The organism is Flavobacterium sp. CFBP9031 (assembly GCF_034044945.1).
Classification (GTDB): Bacteria; Bacteroidota; Bacteroidia; order Flavobacteriales; family Flavobacteriaceae; genus Flavobacterium.
Window position 1 is genome coordinate 613,311 of record NZ_JAXCWF010000001.1, and the last position, 15,502, is coordinate 628,812.

At 32.6% G+C, this 15,502-nt stretch carries 12 protein-coding genes; 7 read left to right on the plus strand and 5 right to left on the minus strand.

Features of this window, described 5'->3' with window-relative positions; translation table 11 throughout:
* The first annotated feature begins 158 nt into the window (after nucleotides 1-158).
* The 3 genes from SOM12_RS02660 (at nucleotide 159) to SOM12_RS02670 (ending at nucleotide 2,258) form a co-directional block, all read left to right on the plus strand.
* Nucleotides 159-701, plus strand: coding sequence for an IS1096 element passenger TnpR family protein (locus tag SOM12_RS02660; RefSeq protein WP_095931003.1), 543 nt, complete (start codon nucleotides 159-161; stop codon nucleotides 699-701).
* Nucleotides 702-794: 93 nt separating this feature from the next.
* Nucleotides 795-1,154: a four helix bundle protein gene (locus SOM12_RS02665; protein WP_320492283.1), complete on the plus strand. Its 360-nt coding sequence runs from the start codon at nucleotides 795-797 to the stop codon at nucleotides 1,152-1,154.
* A 45-nt stretch (nucleotides 1,155-1,199) separates the two neighbouring features.
* The gene (locus tag SOM12_RS02670; RefSeq protein ID WP_095931005.1) at nucleotides 1,200-2,258 is read left to right on the plus strand and encodes a nucleoid-associated protein; all 1,059 of its coding nucleotides are present in this window, start codon (nucleotides 1,200-1,202) and stop codon (nucleotides 2,256-2,258) included.
* 91 nt (nucleotides 2,259-2,349) lie between these two features.
* On the opposite strand, the gene SOM12_RS02675 is transcribed toward SOM12_RS02670, so the two are convergent.
* The gene (locus SOM12_RS02675; RefSeq protein WP_320492284.1) at nucleotides 2,350-2,931 is read right to left on the minus strand and encodes a TetR/AcrR family transcriptional regulator; all 582 of its coding nucleotides are present in this window, start codon (nucleotides 2,929-2,931) and stop codon (nucleotides 2,350-2,352) included.
* 71 nt (nucleotides 2,932-3,002) lie between these two features.
* The gene (locus SOM12_RS02680; RefSeq protein WP_320492285.1) at nucleotides 3,003-3,755 is read right to left on the minus strand and encodes an SDR family oxidoreductase; all 753 of its coding nucleotides are present in this window, start codon (nucleotides 3,753-3,755) and stop codon (nucleotides 3,003-3,005) included.
* 227 nt (nucleotides 3,756-3,982) lie between these two features.
* Here SOM12_RS02680 and SOM12_RS02685 point away from each other — a divergent pair, with 227 nt between their 5' ends.
* The gene (locus SOM12_RS02685; RefSeq protein ID WP_320492286.1) at nucleotides 3,983-6,352 is read left to right on the plus strand and encodes a GAF domain-containing protein; all 2,370 of its coding nucleotides are present in this window, start codon (nucleotides 3,983-3,985) and stop codon (nucleotides 6,350-6,352) included.
* Between the two features lie 214 nt (nucleotides 6,353-6,566).
* Here the strand turns inward: SOM12_RS02685 and SOM12_RS02690 are convergent, their stop codons facing one another.
* Nucleotides 6,567-7,754 carry a Pycsar system effector family protein gene (locus SOM12_RS02690; protein WP_095931009.1) on the minus strand — a complete coding sequence of 396 codons (1,188 nt, stop codon included), beginning with the start codon at nucleotides 7,752-7,754 and terminating at the stop codon, nucleotides 6,567-6,569.
* 26 nt (nucleotides 7,755-7,780) lie between these two features.
* On the opposite strand from SOM12_RS02690, the gene SOM12_RS02695 reads away from it, so the two are divergent.
* Entirely contained in the window at nucleotides 7,781-11,512 is a 3,732-nt protein-coding gene (locus SOM12_RS02695; protein ID WP_320492287.1) for a metallophosphoesterase, read from the plus strand.
* Between the two features lie 162 nt (nucleotides 11,513-11,674).
* Here SOM12_RS02695 and SOM12_RS02700 read toward each other — a convergent pair whose 3' ends face one another.
* Nucleotides 11,675-12,532: an SdiA-regulated domain-containing protein gene (locus SOM12_RS02700; RefSeq protein WP_320492288.1), complete on the minus strand. Its 858-nt coding sequence runs from the start codon at nucleotides 12,530-12,532 to the stop codon at nucleotides 11,675-11,677.
* Between the two features lie 58 nt (nucleotides 12,533-12,590).
* Entirely contained in the window at nucleotides 12,591-13,643 is a 1,053-nt protein-coding gene (locus tag SOM12_RS02705) for a hypothetical protein (RefSeq protein ID WP_320492289.1), read from the minus strand.
* A 106-nt stretch (nucleotides 13,644-13,749) separates the two neighbouring features.
* On the opposite strand from SOM12_RS02705, the gene SOM12_RS02710 reads away from it, so the two are divergent.
* Together SOM12_RS02710 and SOM12_RS02715 are read left to right on the plus strand one after the other, a co-directional pair.
* Nucleotides 13,750-14,661 carry an ABC transporter ATP-binding protein gene (locus SOM12_RS02710; RefSeq protein WP_095931012.1) on the plus strand — a complete coding sequence of 304 codons (912 nt, stop codon included), beginning with the start codon at nucleotides 13,750-13,752 and terminating at the stop codon, nucleotides 14,659-14,661.
* A gap of 3 nt (nucleotides 14,662-14,664) precedes the next feature.
* Nucleotides 14,665-15,501 carry an ABC transporter permease gene (locus SOM12_RS02715; RefSeq protein WP_320492290.1) on the plus strand — a complete coding sequence of 279 codons (837 nt, stop codon included), beginning with the start codon at nucleotides 14,665-14,667 and terminating at the stop codon, nucleotides 15,499-15,501.
* Nucleotide 15,502 lies beyond the last annotated feature (1 nt).

Genomic DNA, 15,502 nt, shown 5'->3' on the forward strand with positions numbered 1-15,502 from the left:
CCACATTCCACTTTGAGAGCCTTCGACTTCGCTCAGGATGACAATCGTATTTCGAACTTCATTATTTCCTTCGAAAAATCTTTTCAACAAATCGTAATTCACAATTCGTATTTCGTTTTTTATATTTTACCTTTGACCTCTCAATAAAAACAAAGATTATGGTTTATAAATTTAGAGTTATTCTAGACGCCGAAGAAGATATTTTTAGAGACATTGCTATTCTTGAGGAAGACACTCTTGAGGATTTACACAATGCAATCTTCAACTCTTTTGGCTTTGACGGATCAGAAGTGGCTTCATTTTATACTTGTGATGATACTTGGAATCAAGAAGATGAAATTCCGCTTTTCGATACAGGAGATGTTCCTGGCGAAATAAGAACCATGAACGATTATCCGTTATCAAGTATTTTAGACGAAGACAATACTAAAATTATCTACGTTTATGACTTCATCAGTATGTGGACTTTCTTAGTTGAATTGGCTGCCGTTGAAGATGAACAAGTTGGAGTTACTTACCCAGAAACTTTGTTTTCTCATGGTGAAATGCCAGCAGACGCTATCGAAAAAAACTTTGAAGCTGATGACATGCATGATGATATCTACGGAGAATTTGAAGACGATCTAGACGAAGACGATCTTGACATGTTCGAAGGCGATGACAGCTTCGAAGATTATGGATTTGAGGAGAATTGGAACTAACGTTTAGTTGCTAAGATGCTGAGACTCTAAGATTCTGAGTTTTTTATTTTGAAAGATTTTTCTTATTTTTAATGTTAATTAAAAAATAAGACAATGAGTCATTTTAGAAAAATTTTGGTCTGGCAGAAATCAATTTCCTTAGTTACAAAAATTTATAAAGTAACAAGAACTTTCCCAAAAGAAGAAACTTTTGGATTAACTTCACAAATACGTCGAAGTTCAGTATCAATTCCAAGTAATATTGCAGAAGGATCTGGAAGAGAAAGCAATAAAGATTTTTTACGATTTTTATATATTTCTCTCGGCTCTTTATTTGAAATGCAGACCCAACTTGAAATCGCAAAAAATATAATTTATATAAACGAAGAAGAATTTAACCTTTTATATGAGGATAGTCGAGAGATCGAAAGAATGTTAGCGTCATTAATTAGAAAATTAAAAGACAGCAATTAAAAACTTAGTATCTTAGAAACTTAGAATCTCAGCAACTCAAAAAAAATGATCAACTTATTCAATACCCACATCGACACCCTTTCCATACACCGCGTTGGAAACAAAAGTCGTAACGAAGCTATTTTTTTATCAGAGCAACCATTCAACTTAAATGATGAGATTGTTCCTTTGATTAAAGAATTCTTTTTTAAGCCTTTTAGAGAAAAAGAAGAAAACTATTATCAGTTTGCACACGAAGTGGACTTGGACTACAACGACATGTTTAAGTATGCAACTGAGATTTTTGCAAATCCGTCAAATGTTCATGAAGTTTCTAAAAACATCACAAAACATTTATACGAGCAGTCAAATCACCCGCACATTAAAAACGGAGAGGTTTATGTAACCTATTTGACAAACTTAAGTATTGACAACAATGTTGTTGATGCAATCGGAATTTTTAAAAGTGAGTTGCAAGCAGACTTTTTACAGTTTGAAGAAAATAATAGTAACCTTGAGATGATTTTACAACAGGGAATCAACCTGAATAAATTAGATAAAGGATGCTTGATTTTCAACTACAAAAAAGAAGAAGGATACAAAATCCTGACTGTAGACAGTAACCGTTATGATGCACGTTACTGGTTAGAGCACTTTTTATCTGTTGATGCTTTTGAAGATGAAAATTTCATCACTAAAAAATATTTGAAATTCTGTCAAAACTTCGCAAAAGACGTGGTTTTGCCAGCAGAAGACAAGAAAGAGGAAGTAATGTTTATGAACCGATCTGTGAATTATTTCGCTAAAAATGATCAGTTTGAAGAACAGAATTTCTTGAATGAAGTAATTGATAATCCTGATTTGATCCCTGAATTTAAAAACTATAAAGTTGATAAAGGAGAAAAATACAGCATCGAAGATGTTACCTCATTCCCAATTGCCAACGCAGCAGTTTCTGACGCTAGAAAATCGATTAAAAATGTAATTAATTTGGATACTCATATTCAGATTAAAATGGATTTTATTAATCCTGAAAGCGCAGAAAAATTTGTTGAAAAAGGCTGGGATGAAGAAAAACAAATGTATTACTACTTAGTTTACTTCAACAAAGAAGAAAAAAGCTAAGAAGTTTTCATTTTCTATTACTTACTTATTAATACAGAAAACGGCAGTTACAAATGTAATTGCCGTTTTTTTATTGTCTTGAATTTTAATGTTATAAAACCGAAAATACGGCTTTTACAATATCATCGTAAACTTGTTTGTTTCTTTCTCCAGCACGAGCCCAAACTCGAATTCCCGAATAATTATTAAAGATAAATCGGGCCAAAACTTTTGCCTCCAGCTGTTTGGAAATATGTCCAGCCTCCTGCCCTTTTTTAACAGCGTTTGTAAAAACTTCTTCCATAGTTTGGCTGTTGCTTTTTACAATTTTAGCAATTTCTTCATCGTGCATAGCCAATTCTACAGACGAGTTAACCATAAAACAGCCTTTTGTAATTCGGTCTTCCAAACTTTCGATAACAGCTTGCTTAAAAATAGCCTGTAATGTTTCTTTAACATTTTCAGATTTTTCCAAAAGCTCTTTAACGGAATTTTGCGCTTGCTCTTGATAACGCTGCAACGACTTTGTAAACAATTGTTGCTTATCGCCAAAAGTATCATACAAACTAGAACGGCTCAAACCTAAGTGAGTTACCAAATCCTGAGCCGAAGTTCCGTTGTAACCTTTGTGCCAAAAAATTTCTATTGCTTTATCTAAAGCCTGATCTTCATTAAATTCTTTTGTTCTAGCCATGACATTCCAATTAAATTCATTTACAAAGATACAAAAATACGGAACAATCGTTCCTGAATTAGTCAAAAAAATTATAATACAGTATTTACAATAAGTCCACCATCAACCACAATTTCAGATCCAGTTATAAAGGAAGCATCCTCTGAAGCTAGGAAACTAACTGTTTTTGCAACTTCTGCAGCTTGTCCAAAACGTTTTAATAAAATTTTCTCCCCTAAAGCAGATCCTAATCCTTCTACTTCTTCTTTTTCTAAACCAACTTTTCCGTACAATGGTGTTTCAATTGGACCAGGAGAAACTGCGTTTACTCTAATTTTTCTTGAAGCCAATTCTACAGCAAAAACTTTATTTAAAGATAATACAGCAGCTTTACTTGCGGCATAAACACTAGAATTTGGCATTCCGACATGAGCATTTACAGAAGTATTAAAGATAATTGAACCTCCATCGTTTAAAATTGGCAATACTTTTTGAACGGTAAAAAAAACTCCTTTTACGTTCACATTCATAATACTATCGTAATGGTCTTCTGAAGCTGAATCTAGAGGCGCAAAAGCTGCTATTCCTGCATTCAAGAATAAAATATCTACTTTTCCGAATTTTGCTTTTACTTCTTCAACCAAATTATCAATTGATTTTAAATCAGATTGATCGGCTACAATTCCTGTAACATTCAATTCTGTTTCCGCTTTCGCTAAAGCTTCTTTGTTTCTACCTGTTACAATTACTTTTGCTCCTTTTGATACTAAATCGGCTGCCGCTGCATATCCGATTCCACTATTACCACCTGTCACGATTGCTACTTTGTTTTCTAAACTTTTCATTTTTATCTGTTTTTAAGTTATTGATTATTCAATTATTACAGTACAAAGATATAATAACGGAATGATCGTTCCGTTATTAATAATGTTAATTTTTAGTTAAAATAAAAAAGCACTTCCCGAAACCCTTTAATTCTAAGGAAAACAACTATTTAACTATAGAGGAAAGAAATCGAAAAATGTCGAGTATTCTTAATTTATCCTTAATTTTGCATTAAAAAATAACTCAGATGGATATTCAATTTTTTAAAGAAAGTCCTTTTACCACTATAATTTCATTTCACAAGCTAATTGAATCTTTTGAAGAAATTGCGCAATCAAATGTTGATTACAGGTCAAACTATGCCAAAGCGATTTTAGAACAGATTGAATTAATTCCGGAACTTAGGACTGGAATCCAGGATTATTCGGTTATCAAAAACAATGAAGCTTTAATTAAAAATATATTAGCCGATTTATTTCCGACTGCATTGACGCACAACGAAATAAAAGCGGTAACAATTCCGTTTCAAAATATCTCCTTCAATTATACGGAGCGCTTCAAGAAAATCTTGAAAAATGCGGGAGACGAATTTTATATGGAAATTCGTGATTTTAGCGAACATCAATTTTACATCAATAACTGCTGTTTAATTTTAAGCAACTATTACAAACAGCATATTGACTTCAATCAGCCATTTTTCTACGATATTCCAGATGAAAATGGCGTTGAAAAACATTACCGCATTTTGTACAATGCCGATTTCATGGAAATTATTCCTACTGAAAACGCTATTCCTTTAACTCAAGAAGATATCGATCAATTAATAGATAATTACAACGATATTGATTTATGGAAATCTAAATTTCCTAAAGGAAGCTGGATTTTAAGAGGTTTTGGTATTGTTTCTTTGTTTGATGCAACGACCGAAAGTGCTATTTCTATATTGAAAAGTAATCTCTTGAAGCCTGGTCCAAAAACAGTGACAACTGGTGAGGAGGTTTCTAATATTTTCCAATCGATTTTTAATCTTCCAAACTTGAAAGTTGGATTCATTATTTACAATCCCGAGGAAGAGAAATTTATGCGACCTGCGAAATACGAAAACCAACTCAAAAGCTTTTTACTTTCTTCAGATCAGGAAGTTGATTGTAAAAATGCTTTTTTCGGATGCTCGTTCGAAAATCTATTAGACAATCAAGAGCCTTTTGTTATTTCTAATGTCAGCAAATTCACTGAAGAACAAACCAATAAAAGACTGGGCGAACATTTACTAAAACAAGGAATTCAGAGCTGTATTTTTGCACCAGTCATCAAAAGCGGACATTTATTAGGTGTTGTCGAATTGATTTCTGAAAATCCGAGAGATTTAAATAGCGTAAATGCTACAAAACTAGATTTGGTTCTTCCCTATTTAACTGACACAATTGATCGTTACAATACTGATATGCAGCACCAGATCGAAGCGATTATTCAGCGAGAATATACTACAATTCACCCTAGCGTTTACTGGAAATTTAAAAGGGAATCACAAAATTACTTTCAGAATATGAATCATACTAAAGATTATATTTTTAAAGAAATTGTTTTTAAAAATGTATATCCGTTGTATGGCCAGATTGATATTAAAGGTTCGTCTGAACATCGAAATGAAACTGTAAAAATTGATTTAAAAAGTCAGCTTACAGCTCTTTTGGAGATCTTTGATAATCAAGAATCTAATTCGAATCTTGTTCTTTTGGAACAGAGAAAATTTGAACTTGAATCGCTTAGAAGCGAACTGGATTTTCCTTTAAAAGCAGATACAGAACAACATGTTCAGCGTTATATTGAAGAAGAAATTCATCCGATTTTAAAAAATACTAAAAGCAATGCGAAAAGCGAAAAGCTGGAAAAATTGTACTTTGAAAAACTGGACGAAAAAACTGGAATGTTTTACCACGAAAGAAAAAAGTTCGACAATGCAATGTCGATTATCAATAAAAGATTGGCAACTGTTTTAGACAGAAAACAAGTTGAAGCACAACAGATTTATCCGCATTATTACGAACGTTTTAAAACAGATGGTGTAGAGCATAATTTGTATATTGGAGCTTCAATTTCGCCAACTAAACCATTCGATATCATGTATCTGCATAATCTTCGTTTATGGCAATTGCAGACTTTATGCGAAATGGAATTGGAACATCATGACCTTAAAACTTCATTACCATACGAATTGGATGTTACTTCGTTGATTTTGGTTTTCAGTTCTGCCCTTTCAATCCGTTTTAGAATGGATGAAAAACGTTTTGATGTTGATGGAACTTATAATGCCAGATACGAAGTCGTTAAAAAACGAATTGACAAATCGCATATTAAAGGAACAAACGAAAGAATTACTGAGAAAGAGAAAATTACAATTGTATATTCTCAAAATAGCGAAGAAGCAGAATATTTAAAATACATTAAATATTTACAGCACAAGAAAATTCTTGAGCCTTCTATTGAACAATTTGAAGTTGAAGATCTTCAGGGAGTTTCAGGTTTGAGAGCTATTCGTGTTAAAGTAATCAATAATAATGCAGATCCAGGGGTTAAAAAAATAACCTATCAAGATTTATTAGATGAGCTCAACTAAATAGTTGAGCTTTTTTTGTTTTTAAACACATAGAAACATAGATTTTGAAACTTAAAAAAACGTTTCACTTACATCAATTCACATAGCTATGTGAGAAACTAGTTTCTTTCTTTATTCTTCGTAGATAAGAAAAAACTATGTTTCTATGTGTTTAAAATATTTCTATATAAAAAAACTTTGTCAAAGTTTGAAACTTTGACAAAGTTGTCTAAATCTAGATTGATTTAAAAGCAATCACAAACGCGATTACCGTTATGATGATTCCGAACATGAAAAAGTTATACGCAATTCGGAGTAAATTATATTTTCGCTGTAAAACCAATCCTAGATAATACAAATCTTTAATCATGGTTGAGTACAAATAATCACGGTCTTTCATCATTTCATTCATTGCCCAATCGTAATCTTCAAGAGGCATTTTATAGAAATTTCCAAAAAACATTAAATTCACTTTTTTAGCCTCCACATCGTCTCTTGTAAAAAATCCAGAAGTTACTTTTGGACGCGTAGAAAGAATGGCAAAAATAATAGTAATTACACTAGACATCAGCATAATAAAAGTAGGGACAACTAAATGTGCATTTTTTGGACTGTCTAATTTTGGAATAATAGAAGATAAGGCAATCGAAATAATAATCGCATTTACCGACAATAATATATTGGCTTTACTATCTGCAATACCGCTTAGACGAGTATGATTTCCGAGAGTCACACGAAACAGAGTATCAATTCCGCGGTCTGGTTTTTCAGCTTTTTCAGCTTTTTCTTTCTTTTTATTTTCTTCCTCAAGCGCAGCGGCCGCTTTCAATTCCTGCTTATTGATTTTTTTCTGAATCATTAATAGATTTTTTTCTTTCAAAGGTTGCCATTTTCTTAAAGCGTAATCGGTATAAAACCTATGTTTATTCAACAAGAAATTTAAATTTTCTCTTGTCCATTCGGCATTAGAAAAACTAACTATTCCTGCATTTTTCAATTCCAGACGCAATAATTCGCAAGTTGTAGCATATTCCGCTCCCATTAAATGCGCGTAATCTGCATCTCTTATAATTTTTTCAAGATGCGTTTTAGGTTCATATTCTTTAACTGTCGCTAAAATTAAACTTGAAACAAGCGCAATAAATTCTTCCGATTTTCCTTTTTTACGCAAAAAATCTGCTGCAATTTCAGTGCTTTTCTGCTCATGATTTTCATATCCTTCTATATATCCAGTGTCGTGAAACCATGCAGCAACCAAAAGCGCTTCTTTGTCCTCGCCTTCTACATCTTCTTTTTTACAAAGTTCTTTTACCGCTGTAACCACCGTAAAAGTATGATTAAAATTATGGTAAGAATATAGATTAGAAAGTTTATCTTTGAGTAAATTACCGACAAAATCTTCGGATTGTTCTATTAGATTCATAAAGAATATTTTTATACCACTAAATTATGAAATTGTTTTTGGATAATCATTTTATTGCCAAGATTAAAAACTTTTCTTTGGCAATTATGGCCCTATTTATCGTTTACTCTTGTTCTACGCGTAAACCGCAGTACGGGAAAAACGTTAGTGCCAACGAAACAGAAAACGCAACTGACACTATAAAAATTGCACATACATTTTTTCTTGTTGGAGATGCTGGAAATGCCGATGAAGGACAAGCGCAACAAACGCTCGAACTTTTGCACCAAAAACTGAAGAAAGCAAATAAAAAATCGACACTTCTTTTCTTGGGAGATAACATTTACCCCAAAGGTTTTCCGGGTAACAAAAACCCTGAAGACAAGGCTTTAGCAGAAACAAAACTAACGAATCAATTAAAATTAACGGAAGGTTTTAAAGGAAGAACAATTGTAATTCCCGGAAATCATGATTGGTACAGTGGAATTAAAGGTTTAGAACGTCAAGCCGATTTTGTCACGAAATATTTGAATGACAAAAAAGGATTTCTTCCGAGAAAATCATGCCCAATTGAAGATGTAAAAATTGATAGCGTTACTACTTTGATAGCTGTTGATAGTGAATGGTTTTTGGAAGATTGGAACGATCACCCAACCATAAATGATAATTGTGAAATTAAAACTAGAGAAGCATTTTTTGAAGAATTAGAAAGCCTTTTAAACAAAAATCAAGAAAAGACAGTTGTCTTAGCTATTCATCATCCATTATTAAGCAACGGAACCCATGGCGGACAATTTTCATTAGAAAAACAATTATTCCCTCTAGAACAAAAAATTCCGCTTCCAGTAATTGGTTCTTTTATTAATTTAGTTCGAAAAACATCTGGCGTTAGTCCACAGGATATTCAAAATAAGCAATATACTATTTATGCTAAAAGAATAAAAACACTTTTGCAAAAGCAGAAAAATGTCATTGTAGTTTCTGGACACGATCACAATCTGCAATATATCAGCAAAGAAAACATTCAGCAGATCATTAGTGGTGCAGGATCAAAATCTGAAGCAGCAAGAGCCATTAATCCTTATGATTTTTCATATGGAGGAAATGGTTATGCGGTCTTAACAATGTTTAAAAGTGGCGATGCTAAGGTCTCGTATTATGGAAATGAAAACAATAAAGAGAAGCTACTTTTTGAACGCGAAATTATAAAAGCCAAAGAAATTAACTGGGCTTCAGATATTCCGAATAAATTTCCTGCTACGGTGACCACTTCGATTTATTCTCCAAAAATGACTCAAAAAGGTGTGTTTCACAGATTTTTATTTGGACAACATTACAGAAAATATTATAGTATGCCAATTGAAGCCACAACAGCAACGGTTGATACTTTAAAAGGTGGCTTGAAACCAATTCGCGAAGGCGGCGGACATCAATCGGTTTCCTTAAGAATGTCTGATCCTAAAGGGCGTGAATATGTAATGCGTGCAATGAAAAAAAGTGCCACTGTATTTTTACAATCAGTAGCTTTTAAAGATCAATATGTGGTAAATGATTTTCAAAAAACATACGCAGAAGATTTCTTATTTGATTTTTATACAACTTCTCACCCTTATTCTTCTTTTGCAATTGGGAGCATGTCTGATCAAATTGGTTTGAGACATACCAATCCGATTTTATATTATATTCCGAAACAAAATGGTTTGGGTGAATTTAATGCCAGTTTTGGAGATCAGTTATATATGGTAGAAGAAAGACCGGCTGACAATCATTTGGACGGAAAAAATTTCGGCAAACCAAGCAACATCATTGGAACTGATGATATGATGCTTAATCTTCATAAAGATGAAAAATATGGCGTTGATGAAAAAGAATATATAAAAGCACGTTTATTTGATATCCTTCTAGGAGATTGGGACAGACACAGCGATCAATGGCGTTGGGCTGAATATAAAGAAGATGGAAAAGTAATTTATAGACCAATTCCGAGAGATCGTGATCAGGCTTTTGTAAAATACGATGGCGCTTTGCTTTCGCTTATCATGAATATGCCTCCGCTTCGTCATATGCGTTCTTTTAAAGGTGACAGAATCAATGTAAAATGGCTAGGAAGAGAACCTTATCCGATGGATTTGGCATTTCTAAAAACTGCTCAAGAAAAAGATTGGGTTGAACAGGCTAAATACATTCAGGAAAGCTTGACAGATACAGATATTGATGAGGCTTTCAAAAATATGCCTAAAGAAGTTCAGGATGAAACGGTCGATGAAATAAAAGCAAAACTAAAAAGCAGAAAAAGAGATCTTCAAAAGTATGCTCGCAGATATTCTGATGTTTTAAGCAAAACCGTTATGATTGCTGGAACAGACAAAAAAGACAAATTTGTTTTAAACCATAATGTAAAAAAAGGAATTGAAATTCAGGTTTTCAGAATTAAAAAAGAAGGCGATGAATTGCTTTACACTAAAAATGTAACAGATGATAAAACAAAAAATCTTTGGATTTACGGACTAGACGATAATGATGTTTTTGAAGTTAAGGGGGAAGAAAAATCAAGCATTAAAATTCGTTTGATTGGAGGTCAAAACAATGACACTTATAACATTGAAAATGGTAGAAAAGTGATTGTTTACGATTTCAAGTCAAAAGAAAACACTTATAACTTAGATTCAAAGGCACAAACGCAACTGACAGATGACTATGATGTTAATTTGTATAACTACGAAAAACCTAAGTACAATGTAATTGCAGGACTTCCGAACATTGGATATAATCCTGATGATGGTGTGAAAATGGGCGTAAACTTAAATTATACAGTCAATAATTTTAAACAAAATCCTTACACGCAAAGACATATTTTTAATGCTTTTTACTATTTCGCTACCGGTGGTTTAGAATTTAATTATGCAGCACATTTCCCAGGTTTATTAGGAAAATGGGTTATAGATGTGGAATCTTTATATACGACTCCAAACTTTGCCATGAACTATTTTGGTTATGGAAATGAATCGAAATACGATGACGATCTAGGAATGGATTACAATCGTGTCCGAATCAGAAAATTTAATGCTTCTACAGCCATAAGACACGTTGGAAGATATGGAAGCGAATTTAGCATACAGCCCATTTTTCAGAGAATGACTGTTGAAGAAACCGAAAACCGATATATTAATATTCCTGGAATCGTAAATCCTGATGTATTTAATAGTCAGAATTTCGGAAGTTTAAAGGTTAAATACCTTTTTAAAAATTCAGATTTTGCTGCAAAACCAACTTTAGGTATGGCCTTTATGGTTGCTGCCACTTGGACAACGAATTTGGATGATACTAAGAAAAATTTTCCTACTCTGGAGAGTTTCTTAGGTTTTACACACAAGATTGATCACAACGGAAAATTGATATTGGCTACTTACGTAAAAGGAAAGGCTATTTTCAATAATAATTACGAATTCTATCAAGGTGCTTCTCTTGGTGGTGATACCGATTTACGAGGTTTTAGAAATGAGCGTTTCTTAGGAAGTTCGTATTTCTCTCAAAGTTCAGATTTACGCTTAAGTATTGGAAAAATCCGTAAAACGATCGTTCCTTTTACTTATGGAATTTTAGGTGGTTTCGACTACGGAAGAGTTTGGCTTGATGGCGAAGATTCTAAAAAATGGCACCACGATTACGGCGGCGGACTTTGGCTGAATGCCATAAATGTTATCACAGCCAGAATTTCTTATTTTAAATCTCCTGACGAAATTGGAAGGGTGATTTTTGGAGCGGCATATAGCTTTTAAAAAAGATGCTAAGGTTTTGAGATGCTAAGGTTCTAAGTTTTTTAGCTCTGAGTTTAAAAAAAATAGCCACGAATTCACGAATTTTAATTAAAGTATTCGTGGCTAACTTTTTTTCGAAAAACTTAGAACCTTAGTATCTTAGCATCTCAGAATCTTAGAATCTTAGAGTCTAAACTCATAAACATTCCCTCCTATTTTATTTGTTTTTTCGTCGGCGATTAATAAAGTATTGTTGTCTTTAAAAACGATGGCTTCTTTTTGCGAGAAGTGATTTAGATTGAGTTCTGTATGAGTCCCTTTATGGAATAAATCTCCTTTAAAATCTTTAAATAAAAGTACTTTATCATGACTTAATAAAGCCACTTTTTTCCCGTCTGGACTTATTGTTGCGCTTGTCAGCACGCAATGATTGTAATTGCTGCACGTTTTAAATTCGCCTATTTTTACGGCTTTCTGAGTTCCTGTAGCATTTTTTATTTTATAGATAAAAGCCGTTCCGTCAAAACCTTTACTTCTGTTTTTGGTAAATAGATAAAAATAACCTCCATGTTCAAAGAAACCTTCAACGTCGTAGAACATTTCTTTTTTCTTTGGCGGAAATTCTTTTTGTTCTGGATAGGAGAATGAAATTTTATATTTGGCTTTGGCCAAATCATTATTCAATTGATTTTTTGCGACTTTATAAATACACAAATCTCTTCTTTCGTTATCATTGTTTCCGAAATCTCCGATATAAATATTCCCAGATTTGTCTTTTGTAATATCTTCCCAATCGACATTTGTAGCGTTAGAAATCGTGATTGTTTTAGCCAATTTTCCTTTAGAATCAAGGGCGTAAATAGCATTTTTATTTCCGCTATCTTCTAAAGTGTAAAGCAAATTACTTTCAGGAAAATAAGTAATTCCCGAAACTTCTTTTAATTTTTTCGGAAGTGTATAAAGTTCTTTTAATTTGCTATCTGACTGCTGTTGACACGCCAATAAAACTATAGAAACGGCTACTAAAAAAGATTTTTTCATAATATTATTTTTTATTTTTTTTGTCATCCTGAAGAACGAAGGGATCACACGAGTAATTCTAAACTAAGTTAGTGTTTTTAAAATTACGTGTAATAAATTCAAACGCGGCTTGCATAACGTGTCCCATCGATTTTGCATTTTTAAATTTCATATCGTTTGTATAACGATACAATTCCATTTTTAACTGCGTCAGATGTTCATGCGTCGAAATGGTATCGTGACACATTATATTCAGTAATTTTTTTATTCTGGTTTCGGCAGAATGAATACGTTTTGCTAAAATCGCTCTTTCCTCATCTTTATACTGAATAATGGAACGTTCTTCTAATTTCTCTTTAATCAACTGGATCATTGGGAAATTTTCTTTAAAAAACTGTGGGCGATAAACTTTAAAATTCCCTTCGTAACATTGCTGATCAAAATCGATTGGACGAATTTTATAAACAACCTGATCAAAATCGTGAATTGGAACAATTACATAATTGTAAGCGCGCATATCTCCCAAAAGACGAATCATACAGCGTTCGTTAAATTTTACAAATTCTTTTGCAATCTGCGCTTTTTCCATTTCGCTACATTTATCCAAAAGTGTATCCATAAAAACATCGCCTGGAATTCCGATAATATGCTCTTCGATCAAGGTGTCTTTATATACCAAAAAATTGATTTTATCTGGCGAAAGAATATCTTCCAATTCTAATCCGTAAATACGTGAAGCATCTGCTTTTTTGATGTAAAAATGAACATAGTTGTCATTGAGAATATTTCGAACTTTAATTCTAAAAGGCTTCGAATTTCCGAAAGTGCAATAATCAATTGCATCGACATTCAGAAATTGAATGATTTCGCTATTTCCATCAGAATGCAGAAGCGAATATATTTTTTTTAGATTTAAATCAATTTCATTGCGCTCAAATTCACCATAATACACCCGAATCCAGAGCGTATCATTATCGTATTTGTCATAAACATTTATAGAACCCGAAAAACGAAGCAAGTCATCATAAAACACAGAAACTTTAGAAATACGCTCATATCGTTCTAAATAGCTTAAAAGTGGCTGTGTTAAAGGGTAAGACGGTTTTTTTAAAACCATTAAAGGCTCGCTCATTTTGAATATCTTTATTACAAATTTACATCAATACGATTTAAAGTTAGAGTTTAAAGTAACAAAAATCAACTTGACTCGTCATACTAAAAACTAAAACCAGAAAAATTTGGAAACCATATTAACCATTGAGAATTTAAGTAAAAGATACGGCCGAATTCAGGCTTTGAAAAATGTATCTTTTCAAATACAAAAAGGTCGAGTTTATGGCATTCTAGGGCCAAACGGCAGCGGAAAATCGACTACATTAGGAATTGTTTTAAATGTTGTTAATAAGTCTTCTGGCAATTATCGCTGGTTTGATGGCAATGTAGAAACGCATGATGCTTTAAAAAAAGTGGGTGCAATTATAGAAAGGCCCAATTTTTATCCGTACATGACGGCCGAGCAAAACCTCCAATTGGTTTGCAAAATCAAAAATATAAACTATTCTAAAGTTAATGAAAAACTGGAATTAGTAGGTTTAATCGAAAGAAAAGACAGCAAATTCAGCACTTTTTCTTTAGGAATGAAACAGCGTCTGGCAATTGCATCGGCACTTTTAAACGATCCTGAAATTTTAATTTTAGATGAACCAACGAACGGACTAGATCCTCAGGGAATTCATCAGATTCGAGATATCATTAAAAAAATTGCATCGCAAGGAACTACTATTTTATTGGCCTCTCATTTATTGGACGAAGTAGAAAAAGTTTGCTCGCAAGTAATTGTTTTAAGAAAAGGCGAAGTTTTATATTCTGGCCCTGTTGACGGAATGTCTTCTAACGAAGGTTTCTTTGAATTGCAAGCCGAAGATAATTTAGTTTTAAAAACGGTTTTATCAGAACATCCTGCTATTGATAGAATTACTGAAGAAGAGGGGAAAATTTTAGTTTACTTAAATTCTAACTTATCTGCCTCAGAGTTAAACCAATTTTTATTTTCTAAAAACATTGTTTTAAGCCATTTAGTAAAACGTAAAAACAGTTTAGAAGCTCAATTTTTAGAATTAACCAAAAACGCCATCGCTCAAAAAAACTAAACCATGAAAAGACTTCTCTCTATAGAACTTCAAAAAATCTGGATGAACAAAGCCAGCCGTATATTAACCTTAAGTTACTTTGTATTACTTTCTTTTATAGCCTTAATCGCTGCAATAAAATTTGATATAGGCCCTTTCAAATTTCATTTGGCAGAAATGGGAATCTTCAATTTTCCTTTTATCTGGCATTTCAATACGTATGTTGCTGCGTGGCTTAAATTCTTTTTAGCTATTGTAATTGTTTCTATGATGGCGAATGAATATAGCTACGGAACTTTAAAACAAAATCTAATTGATGGTTTAAGCAAAAAAGAATTTATTTTATCCAAGTTTTTAACTGTAGTTTTATTTGCTTTTGGATCTACGGTTTTCGTTTTTGTTATGAGCTTGCTTCTAGGATTCTCTTTTTCATCTTATACCGAATTTGGAATTATTTTTTCTGACTTAGATTATCTTTTAGCCTTTTTTGTAAAGTTGACCGGATTTTTTTCGTTCTGTTTGTTTTTAGGAATTTTAGTAAAACGTTCTGCTTTCGCCCTTGGTTTTCTATTAGTTTGGAGCATCATTGAAGCAATTATAAGAGGCACTTTAGCTTTTAAAATTTTCCCAAACAGCGATACTGATGAAAAAATCACGCAGTTTTTACCTTTAGAATCAATGTCAAATCTAATCGTTAATCCTGGACCAAGATTATCGGTAATTAAAAATATTGGCACTCAAATGGGAATCGAAACAGAAGGCAATTTCAATGTAGATTATACTGCTGTTTTAATCGTTTTAGCTTGGACTTTTGTATTTATATATTTTTCTTACAAACTATTAAAAAATAGAGATTTGTAGT